Raw genomic sequence first — 9,621 nt, forward strand, 5'->3', positions numbered from 1 at the left:
ATGGAGGAAAAGGGTGCCTTAGACCTTTTGAATTCCTTAAAATACATGGTGGAAAAGGATTTAAATTTTAAACTAAAACTGGCAGGAAATATCGAGAAAAATCTTGAAAAAGATATTTTTTCTCTTCTTGAAAGGTATAAAGACACAGCAATTTATCTGGGAATAATAGGAGGAGAAGAAAAAAGAAAACTGCTTTTGGAAAGCGACATTTTTATACTGCCTACATACTACCCCATAGAGGGACAACCTATCTCTATACTAGAGGCCATGGTTAATGGATGTGCCATAGTCACTACCAATCAGGGAGGTATAGGGGATATCTTTGGAAAAAATATCAACGGAGCTGAGTGTTTCAAGAAGGACCCCTATTCTATTTACACTGCCGTGTCTGAAACAGCAAAAGAACTAAAAAAATTTCAGAAATACAATTATGAAAAAGCAATAAATAATTATAAACCAAATGATTTTGTGGAAAGAGTGAATAAAATAATCACTCCTTCAGTCAAATGAGATTTTGTCAAAAGGAGGTTCATATGAAGAATACAGCCCCTATAGCTTTATTTGTATATAACCGCCCTAAGGAGACAGAAGGGCTCATTAAATCATTAAAAAATAACAAATTGGCTATGGAGAGTCCCCTCTTTATTTTTTCTGATGCCCCGAAATCAGAAGAACAAATGAAAGAGGTCTCTGAAACAAGGAGTATAATAAAAAAAATATCAGGATTTAAAAGTATCAAAATAACAGAGTCAGATGAAAATAAAGGCCTCGCTCGTTCAATCATAGAGGGAGTGACTCAGGTCATTAACGAATATGGTAAAATCATAGTTTTAGAGGACGATCTTATTTTAGCCGATGATTTTCTAGAATATATGAATGAAGCTCTTGATACATATGAGGACAATTCCTCTATATGGTCTGTAACTGGTTACGGGCCGCCTATAGATATAGACCCTGACTATAAGAATGATGTCTACCTTTCGTATAGGGGCTGCAGCTGGGGATGGGGAACCTGGAAAGATAGATGGTCCAAGCATGAATGGGATCTCTCAGACTATGATAACTTTTCAAAAGACTCTTTGTCAGTAAACAATTTAAAAAATGGCGGTGACGACCTCTTAAAAATGCTGGAACTTCAAGCTATCGGAAAAATGGACTCTTGGGCTATTAGGTCCTGTTATTCACAGTCAAAATATAAAATGTATACAGTCTACCCTGTTAAATCAAAGCTTCAAAATATAGGATTTGGAAAAAATTCTACCCATTGTACAAGCACAAGTACCAAGTACAAAACTGAAATTAATAAAAAGAAAGTCGTTTTTACAAATGACTTAGTGATAAATGACAAAATCATCTATAATTTTAAAAAATATTATGATTTAGACCTTATAGGAAAAATAGGATATTTTTTAAAAAGACATGACTTATACCAGTATTTTAAATGGACTAAAAATTATCTGAGAAAATAATTTTTATACCTAGAGTTGAAAATAAAGTTTTAATAAATAAATTTCTTTGAGATTGGGAGGGATCAGAGTGATTATGCCCAGAATTTTTTTAAAAATTTTAATAATCTCCGTCCAGTTTTTGTGCTACTTCTTTGTAAGTAACCTCTTTAAAATAGATAGTCAATTTCTTTTTTACAGTTATTTTATATATCTTGCACTAAACCTTTCTAAAGGAACTTACTCACTAAAAAATAATCTTGTCTGGGAGGATCTGAATAAACAGCTTCAGCTTCACGGGGAATTTTTTGCTGTCGCTGCAATAACAGACTTCGTATTCTTTGATTTCATCCACATCTGGGGTTATTTATTCATAAGTCTTTTATTTATTTTTTTCAATATCTTTTTTATCAACTTCATCAAAAATCACTTCTGGAGATACCTAAAAAAAAGAATATTGGTTATCGGAACCGGAGACACTGCAAAACAATTCAGAAAACTCATAAAAATCCATCATTCTTCTCTGTATGAAATAATGGGCTTCGTTTATGTAGGGGGAGACCAAAACATTCCCCAAGAGCAGATTGCCTGTAGCTATGAGGAGATCCTTGATTTTATAAAAATTAACTCTGTTGACGAAGTCATAGTGGCACTTCCTAGTGCTAATCTAAAAGATGTAAGCTGGAGAAAAATAAGTGATGATTTAGACGGGAAAATAAAAAAACTGAAATTTATACCTGATAGTAGTGGTATATTTAATCTTAACTCTCAGATTCAGGATTATGACGGCTTACTTCTTATAACTGCCACTAAACAGATACATTCAAAATTCAGAAATGTTATTAAGAGAATAATGGATATTTTACTGAGCTTTGCCGGACTTTTTCTTTTGGGAATACTGATTCTTATTTTTTTCAAAAAGATAAAAAAAGATGGTGGTCCTATATTTTTTAAACACTCTAGAATAGGCAGAGATCTGAAAGAATTTAAAATATATAAGTTCAGGACTATGTATGTAGATGCAGAAGAAAGGCTGCAAGAGATGCTAAAAGATGAAAAAAAGAGAGAGGAATACTACAATAATTTTAAACTGAAAGATGACCCCAGAATTACTCCCATTGGTAAATTTCTTCGGGAAAGCTCCTTAGAAGAGTTCCCTCAGTTCATCAATGTTCTCAAAGGTGAAATGAGTCTTGTAGGTCCTAGGCCTATCGTTAAAAAAGAACTTGAAATGTATTACGGTGGTGAAATCGGAAAGAAAGTTTTTCAGATAAAGCCCGGAATAACTGGTATGTGGCAGTCACACGGACGTTCAGATGTGGAAGATTATGGAGAAAGAATTGCATCGGACTTGTATTACATTAGAAACTGGTCTTTATGGCTTGATATAGTTCTGTTACTGCAAACCATTAAATATGTGTTAAATCGAAAAGGAGCCTATTAATAAACTATATAAAAACAGCGGGATCAGATATAAGTCTGATCCCGCTGTTTTTATATTTGTTTTAAGAAACAGTCCATAAAAAATTCTCTAAATGCAACTAACCTCTATAGCAGATAGTAAGTCCCTTTAAAAAATTCCTCATAAATTTATCTCCGCATTCCATGTAATTTTTATGATCTTTATTTCTGAATAGTGCTGATAATTCAGAACTTGAAAGTTCCAGTCCTGCCGCTTTAAATATCTTCAGCATACCTTCACTTCTAAGATTAAGAGATATCTGCATTTTTTTCAATATCATATTATTTGTGAGCTTTTTTTCAACCTTTTTTACTTCTCCCTCTTTAGGCTCTTTTTTTCCTCTTTTAAGAGTGATGAATCCGTCTAAAAAAAGAGTCATAATACGGTCGTTGCACTTAACCTGTCCTTCCTCGTCATCTTTTTTCAGGAAGTTTTTTAGATCCTCTATAGTAAGCTCGTAACCGGAAATTCCAAAAGCTTCTACCATTTCAGAATCCTTAATATCCAAGGCGTATCTAAAACCTCTCATTATATCGTTATTACTCATTTTTACCTCCAATAAATTATACTTTGCGATATATAAATAAAACATTTAAAAAGGCTAAGCTCCATTGCTTAGCCTTTCTTATTATAACCTATGAAACACTAAACTACACACCATCACTCAGTTCTAGTTGTAGGTCTCAGAGTTTTTTTATAAAAATAATATTTAAAAATTATACCATTTTTTTCTGTAAGTGTCCATAAAGATAAGAAGATTTATCTCTGACTTTAAAGTCAGAAAAATATTTATTATATAAACTAAAACAGATCACTTGAAATCCCAGGGTTACTTTCTATGTTAGCTTGGCTTTTTATCTCTTCTAGCTCTTCATTTGAGATCTCATCTGTTACAGTGACATCATCACTCTTGAAGAAGTCCCCAAAACCTTTAGAATAGCTTCTATTACTTTCTACAGGAGCCTGACCTCTCTTAAAAAGTCCTGTTCTTACAGATATGCTGGAAGAATCTCCAAGCAGTCCGGTTCTAGAGTCAATATTTGCAGTCACAAGAGTTCCATTTTCTATCTGCTCCTCCATAAATTGAAACTCTCCAGGATTATAAGCACCTGCGTTTATCATTCTCTGGTAGTATTCTCCCCAAAGAGGTGCAGCAGCTCCTCCACCTGTGGAATTTTCCATAGATGAGTTGTCATCATAACCAATATACAGAGTAGTCACATACTCAGGAGTAACTCCGGCAAACCAGGCAGTCCTGTAATCATTTGTCGTCCCTGTTTTACCTCCCTGCTCTATATAATTTCCATCTCTGTCAGTTACACGGGCTCTTCTTCCAGAACCATTAGTTACTGCATTTTTCATCATATGAACAATGAGAGATACATTATCACTGTCAAAAATCTTTTCTTTTTCCACAGGAGATTCATATAAAACATTTCCGTATCTGTCGAGAACTTTTGAGATGAATATAGGCTTGACCTTATACCCTCCGTTGGAAAATGGTAAATAAGCTGTAGCCAGGTCTAAAGGACTCATGCTCATGGTACCTAGAGCAATAGAAAGATTAGAGGGTATATCTACATTTACCCCTGTTTTCTTAAATGTATTTATTGCACTTCTCACTCCTATTTTTTCAAGAAGCTTTATTGCCACTATATTTACAGATTTCTCCATGGCTTCCAAAATAGTCATGTTTCCAGAAAAAGTCCCTCCGTAATTCTGAGGTTTCCAGTCTCCGTACTCTATTTCAGAGTCCTCTATGACAGTATTCATAGGAATACCTTCTTCGAGAGCAGTAAAATAGACAAAAGGCTTAAAAGAAGATCCAACTTGTCTTTTTGCCATGGTAGCTCTGTTGAAGTTTCCGGTTTTAAAATTTTTCCCCGCCACTATACTCTTTACATAGCCGTTGCTTGAATCTATAGTTACAAGAGCCCCTTGCAACTTGGGATTTTCTCTTAATAGCTGATAGTTGTTAAAAGTCTCAAGAGCAGCCTTTTGCATCTGCAAATCAAGGGAGGTATATACCTTTAGTCCCCCTTCATAAATTGTATTTTCATCAAACATTTCAAATATCTTTTTCTCAACTATATCGGTAAAATCAGGTGATTTCAAAGACTTTCTGCTGTTTTTTTCTCTGATAACAGAGGTGTATTTATCAGCAATAAAATTCTTAGGAAGTTCCTTTTCCAGAACAAATTTTTGTTTCATAGCTCTGGCATACTGATCCTCTGTAATATAACCGTATTTTTTCATCTGTTTTAAAACCAGACGGGTTCTTTTCAGAGACTGCTCCAAATTTTTTCTGGGATTATAAAGAGTGGGCCTATTGGGCATTCCAGCAAGCATAGCTCCCTCTGCTATATTAAGGGCTTCCACATCCTTGTCAAAAAAAGACCTGGCTGCGGTTTTTATCCCATATGCCCCTGAACCGAAATATATTTCATTTAGGTATTTTTCCAAAATCTCGTCTTTTGTATACCTTTTTTCAATTTCTAAGGTTATAAGGGCTTCCTTTACTTTTCTGGTAAGCTTCTTTTCATGAGTCAGAAAGGCATTTTTTGCCAATTGCTGTGTTATCGTACTGGCTCCCTGGGCTGCTCTCCTCTGAGAGATATTAACCACTATAGCTCTCCCTAGCCTGAAAGGGTCTAGGCCATGGTGTTTGTAAAATCTCCTGTCCTCAATGGCTACAAAAGCATTTTTAACATTTTCAGGTATTTCTGAAATAGTGACAGTGTCACGTCTTTCCCTGTATATCAAGTCAATGACTTCTTCATTGCTGTCATAAATGGTAGTAGGTACCGCAGGTGTATAAGACTCTACAAGTTTCCCAACATCTGGGAGACTTTTATAGGCGCTGAATATAAGGGAAAAAGACACTAACCCCACAGCAACAACTGATAAAAAAACCAATAAAATAGAGACTTTAAATATTTTTTTCATACTATTTTTCATAATCATCCTCTTTATAATTTAATATTTACATATTAACATAAACGCAATAAGGAAACAATAAAGGGCAGCATACCTAAATTAAGATAAATTTGTAATTTTTGAAGTCTGTACAGGCATAAAAAATCCCCCCTTAGGTATAGGGGGAATAACTTTTATTTTTTAACGCTCTGTCTCAATTGGCCACATGCACCATCTATATCAGAACCTTTTTCATGTCTCAGAGTTACATTTACCTTTCTGTCATTTAGAAGATAATTGTAAAATCTTTTTATTTTATCCGGAGAGGGTCTCTCATAGTCATTTCCAGGAACTGGATTGTAAGGGATAAGATTCAGTACATGATCAAAGCTGTGCATAAACTCTGCAAGCCTGTCTGCATCACTTTGAGTTACGTTCAACTTATCTATAAGAACATACTCAAAAGTAATTCTTCTTTTTGTGATCTTTTGATATTCATTTAATACTGTGTAAAGGTCTTCTAGTGGATATCTTTTGTTTATAGGTATTAAAGCATCTCTCTTTTCGTTTGTTATGGCATGAAGAGATATTGCAAGTTCTACAGGTATTCTTTCCTGTAAAAGTTTTTCAATCCCCGGAATAATTCCAGAAGTAGATATGGTGATTCTTCTCTTAGAAATATTCATACCCCTTTCATCTGAAAGAGTTTCTACAGCTTTAATAACATTTTCAATGTTCAGCATAGGCTCACCCATACCCATGAATACTACATTTGTAATATTCTTTCCTTCACTTTTGAAAAATCTTCTCTGCACCGTATACACCTGGTTTAAAATTTCATGTACATTCAGATTTCTGATAAAACCATCTAATCCTGTGGCACAAAAACTACACTTTACAGGGCATCCAACTTGGGATGAGATACAAAGAGTGTTTCTTTCTTTATGTTTTAAAAGAACTGTTTCTATTGTATTTCCATCTTCTAATTTGAAAACAAATTTTTCTGTATAGTCTATTTTAGAAACTTTGTGTTTCACAACGTTCAAAAATGGAATATAGCTTTTAGACTGGAGAATCTCCCTGTCTTTTTTAGAGATATTTGTCATATCATCTATGTTTCTGATTATTTTTCCATGAAGCCAGTCGAATATCTGCTTACCGTTGAATTTCTTCATCCCGATGGAAACAATAAAATCTTCTAACTCTTTTAAATTTAAATTTAAGAGATTAGTTGTACTCTCCATAATTACCTCCAAATATTAATCAATCGGGGTATATCATACCACAAAATAGACAAAGTTACAACTTAGATAAATACTCTTCTAAGTATTGAAAAATAAGAGCTTTTGTAAGGTTTCCTTTAAAATTGGCCCTTGCCTCATTTCCACCGCCTTTTATCTCCATTTTGATTTTTAAAAAATTAAAAAATTCTTTGCAATTTATTGTTTCAGAAGCGATTGTAAACTGTCCCGATTCTCCAAAAACCAGAATATATTTTGAAAGTTCTGTATATTTTGGAAGAGAATTTGCTACATGGTTATTTTCGGGATAAAATATAACTTTTTTATCTGTTAGATTTTCTGAATTATCCATCAATTCTTTGGCTAAAAGTTCTGCATATTTTTGTGTTATAGAACGAAGCTCAAGTTCTCCTGATTTTTTATCCGAGTTTATTTTATCAAGCATGGTAGTTATCTCATTCTCTTTACAGCTCAAATTTTGGCATAGCTTGGTCACTAGCTTATTTTTATTGTAATAATCTTTTAATGCTCTGTTTCCAGATACATAAAAAAATCTTGTATAATTCCCTTTTATTTTTTCCCAGGACAAAATTTTAAACAACTGCATCTCACAGGTATTTTTTACATGAAAACCTCCACAGGCGTTTGTGTCTAAATCTCCTATCTTTACTATACGTACATCGCCTTTTACTTTATGGCTTACAGCTTTTCTCATATCTTCAAAAGAATCTACCTCTTCCTTAGTGAAAGTCGATATTTCAACTGGAATTGAATTTTTTATAGCATTGTTTACCATAACCTCTATATTTTTTATGAATTCATCTGTGATATTTTTTGAATCTAGATCCACCGTAGAATACTCTTCAGACATTCTGAATCCAACCGTATTTAGAGAGTAGTTATTGTAAGCTATGGCAGAAAAAAGATGCTGGGCCGTGTGCTGTACCTCTATATCCTTTCTTCTTTCATAATCTATTATAAGATCATTTTCTCCTAGATGAACTTCACCGTCAACTAATACATGGTCCTTTTCTACGGACACTATATTTCTACCGGCGATGGTACCTCTGTCTCCTAGCTGTCCGCCCTTTCCGTCTGGGTATAGGGGTGAATCTTGCAGAGTTACTTTGTATCCATTTTTTACTTTTTCACATGAAATAACTATAATTTTATCCATAAAATTTCCCCTCCTGTTTTTTTATCATATAATAATTTCTTTTACCTTACAAGAATTAAGTTGAAAGAATTATGAATAAGATATATAATACTTTAAATAGCTTATGATTTTATTTCTATAGCTACAGATATCTACCATAAAAACTGTAAGATATAAAAATGGAAACCACTATATCTAAAAAAGGATAAAAATATGAAATATAAAGATCTAGTTAAAAAAAATAGTGAGTGGGCAGAAGAAAAATTAAACTCTGATAAAAACTACTTTGAAAAATTATCCAGTGGACAAAATCCGCCTTTTTTATACATAGGATGTTCAGACAGCAGAATGCCTATAGATACATTTACAAAATCTGAACCAGGTAATTTTTTTATACATAGGAATATTGCCAATCAGGTCTTCCCAAATGATATGAATCTTCTTTCTGTTGTAGAATATGCAGTAGAAAGCCTTGAAGTTGAACATATTATAGTTTCGGGGCACTATGAATGCGGCGGAATAAAATCGGCCTATAAAAATGAAGGCTGCACAGACCTTACTGGAAATTGGTTGATGCCTATAAAAAAGCTAATAATACAAAATAGGGATGAACTTGAAAAAATAGAAGATCTTAATGATAAATTAGACAGAATTACTGAATTGAATGTTTTAGAGCAATTAACACATGTTTTTAAAATACCATTTATAAAAAATAAAATAGCTTCTGGAAAATATCCCAAGATTCATGGTTGGATCTTAGATATCAGAAATGGAAAAATAAAAGAGATAGAATATCCGTTGGAACAGTGGAAAAATGACGGTATTATCCCCTCTGATTATGAAATTTAAACTATAAATACACAAAAAATTAAAAAGGTGTCTTCAGCAGGATAATCTACTGAAGTCACCTTTTTTTTACTAGGTAAATCTTACCACTATATGTTTGATTTCTCATCAATTCAAGATACTTAAATTAAACTGTATTTTACACAAAACTCCTGTAGACACAAAAAGTTAATTTTACTTTGCCTCAATAAATTTTCTAGAGACAATCAGTCCAATTATGCACGCTGCGATTACAGGGTAGAAAATATAGAAATAAGTACCAAAAGCCTCGTCAATATATCCTCCGATAAAGCCCTGAGATAAAGCCCCTATACCATAAGCAGTAAAGAGAATCCCATAATTTGCACTATAGTGACTTTTTCCAAATAAATTAACCGTAGATGCGGGAACAATTGCAAGCCATCCACCTAGGTTTAGCCATATAATTGCAAATGATAGTCCAAAAATAAATATATTTCCCTTGAACAATAGAGAAAGTACTCCTGCAGTTATTATCATTAAGTATGACAAAGTGATTGTTTTTTTTGTTCCGAGTCTGTCTGTAAGAGCCCCAAA

At 33.4% G+C, this 9,621-nt stretch carries 9 protein-coding genes; 4 read left to right on the forward strand and 5 right to left on the reverse strand.

Features of this window, described 5'->3' with window-relative positions; genetic code table 11:
* The 3 genes from ABZA26_RS02350 to ABZA26_RS02360 form a co-directional block, all read left to right on the forward strand.
* Window positions 1-510 (forward strand): glycosyltransferase family 4 protein (locus ABZA26_RS02350; RefSeq protein WP_372712918.1); only part of this gene is annotated, 510 nt, incomplete at its 5' end.
* A gap of 23 nt (window positions 511-533) precedes the next feature.
* The gene (locus ABZA26_RS02355) at window positions 534-1,469 is read left to right on the forward strand and encodes a glycosyltransferase (RefSeq protein WP_372712919.1); all 936 of its coding nucleotides are present in this window, start codon (window positions 534-536) and stop codon (window positions 1,467-1,469) included.
* Window positions 1,470-1,542: 73 nt separating this feature from the next.
* Window positions 1,543-2,889, forward strand: a complete 1,347-nt coding sequence (locus ABZA26_RS02360) for an exopolysaccharide biosynthesis polyprenyl glycosylphosphotransferase (protein WP_372712920.1) — start codon at window positions 1,543-1,545, stop codon at window positions 2,887-2,889.
* Between the two features lie 97 nt (window positions 2,890-2,986).
* Here the strand turns inward: ABZA26_RS02360 and ABZA26_RS02365 are convergent, their stop codons facing one another.
* The 4 genes from ABZA26_RS02365 to ABZA26_RS02380 all read right to left on the reverse strand — a co-directional run bounded on the left by ABZA26_RS02365 (window position 2,987) and on the right by ABZA26_RS02380 (window position 8,241).
* Window positions 2,987-3,454, reverse strand: coding sequence for a DUF1456 family protein (locus ABZA26_RS02365; RefSeq protein ID WP_372712921.1), 468 nt, complete (start codon window positions 3,452-3,454; stop codon window positions 2,987-2,989).
* 254 nt (window positions 3,455-3,708) lie between these two features.
* A complete protein-coding gene (locus tag ABZA26_RS02370) occupies window positions 3,709-5,865 on the reverse strand; it encodes a transglycosylase domain-containing protein (protein WP_372712922.1) in 2,157 nt (718 codons plus the stop codon).
* A 152-nt stretch (window positions 5,866-6,017) separates the two neighbouring features.
* Window positions 6,018-7,070, reverse strand: a complete 1,053-nt coding sequence (gene rlmN, locus ABZA26_RS02375) for a 23S rRNA (adenine(2503)-C(2))-methyltransferase RlmN (RefSeq protein ID WP_372712926.1) — start codon at window positions 7,068-7,070, stop codon at window positions 6,018-6,020.
* Window positions 7,071-7,122: 52 nt separating this feature from the next.
* Complete coding sequence (locus ABZA26_RS02380; RefSeq protein WP_372712923.1) at window positions 7,123-8,241, reverse strand: alanyl-tRNA editing protein; 1,119 nt, start codon at window positions 8,239-8,241, stop codon at window positions 7,123-7,125.
* 192 nt (window positions 8,242-8,433) lie between these two features.
* Between ABZA26_RS02380 and ABZA26_RS02385 the strand changes: the two genes are divergently transcribed.
* The gene (locus tag ABZA26_RS02385; RefSeq protein ID WP_372712924.1) at window positions 8,434-9,069 is read left to right on the forward strand and encodes a carbonic anhydrase; all 636 of its coding nucleotides are present in this window, start codon (window positions 8,434-8,436) and stop codon (window positions 9,067-9,069) included.
* A gap of 171 nt (window positions 9,070-9,240) precedes the next feature.
* Here the strand turns inward: ABZA26_RS02385 and ABZA26_RS02390 are convergent.
* Window positions 9,241-9,621, reverse strand: a 381-nt coding sequence (locus ABZA26_RS02390) for an MFS transporter (protein WP_372712925.1), incomplete at its 5' end; no start/stop codon positions are given.

This window comes from Ilyobacter sp. (genome assembly GCF_041583315.1).
Lineage (GTDB): Bacteria > Fusobacteriota > Fusobacteriia > Fusobacteriales > Fusobacteriaceae > Ilyobacter.

What these genes read in the sequence shown, in the direction of transcription:
- ABZA26_RS02355 (WP_372712919.1), top strand. Translation starts at nt 534, where the DNA reads ATGAAGAATACAGCCCCTATAGCTTTATTTGTATATAACCGCCCTAAG.
- ABZA26_RS02360 (WP_372712920.1), top strand. Translation starts at nt 1,543, where the DNA reads ATGCCCAGAATTTTTTTAAAAATTTTAATAATCTCCGTCCAGTTTTTG.
- ABZA26_RS02365 (WP_372712921.1), bottom strand. Translation starts at nt 3,454, where the DNA reads ATGAGTAATAACGATATAATGAGAGGTTTTAGATACGCCTTGGATATT.
- ABZA26_RS02370 (WP_372712922.1), bottom strand. Translation starts at nt 5,865, where the DNA reads ATGAAAAATAGTATGAAAAAAATATTTAAAGTCTCTATTTTATTGGTT.
- ABZA26_RS02380 (WP_372712923.1), bottom strand. Translation starts at nt 8,241, where the DNA reads ATGGATAAAATTATAGTTATTTCATGTGAAAAAGTAAAAAATGGATAC.
- ABZA26_RS02385 (WP_372712924.1), top strand. Translation starts at nt 8,434, where the DNA reads ATGAAATATAAAGATCTAGTTAAAAAAAATAGTGAGTGGGCAGAAGAA.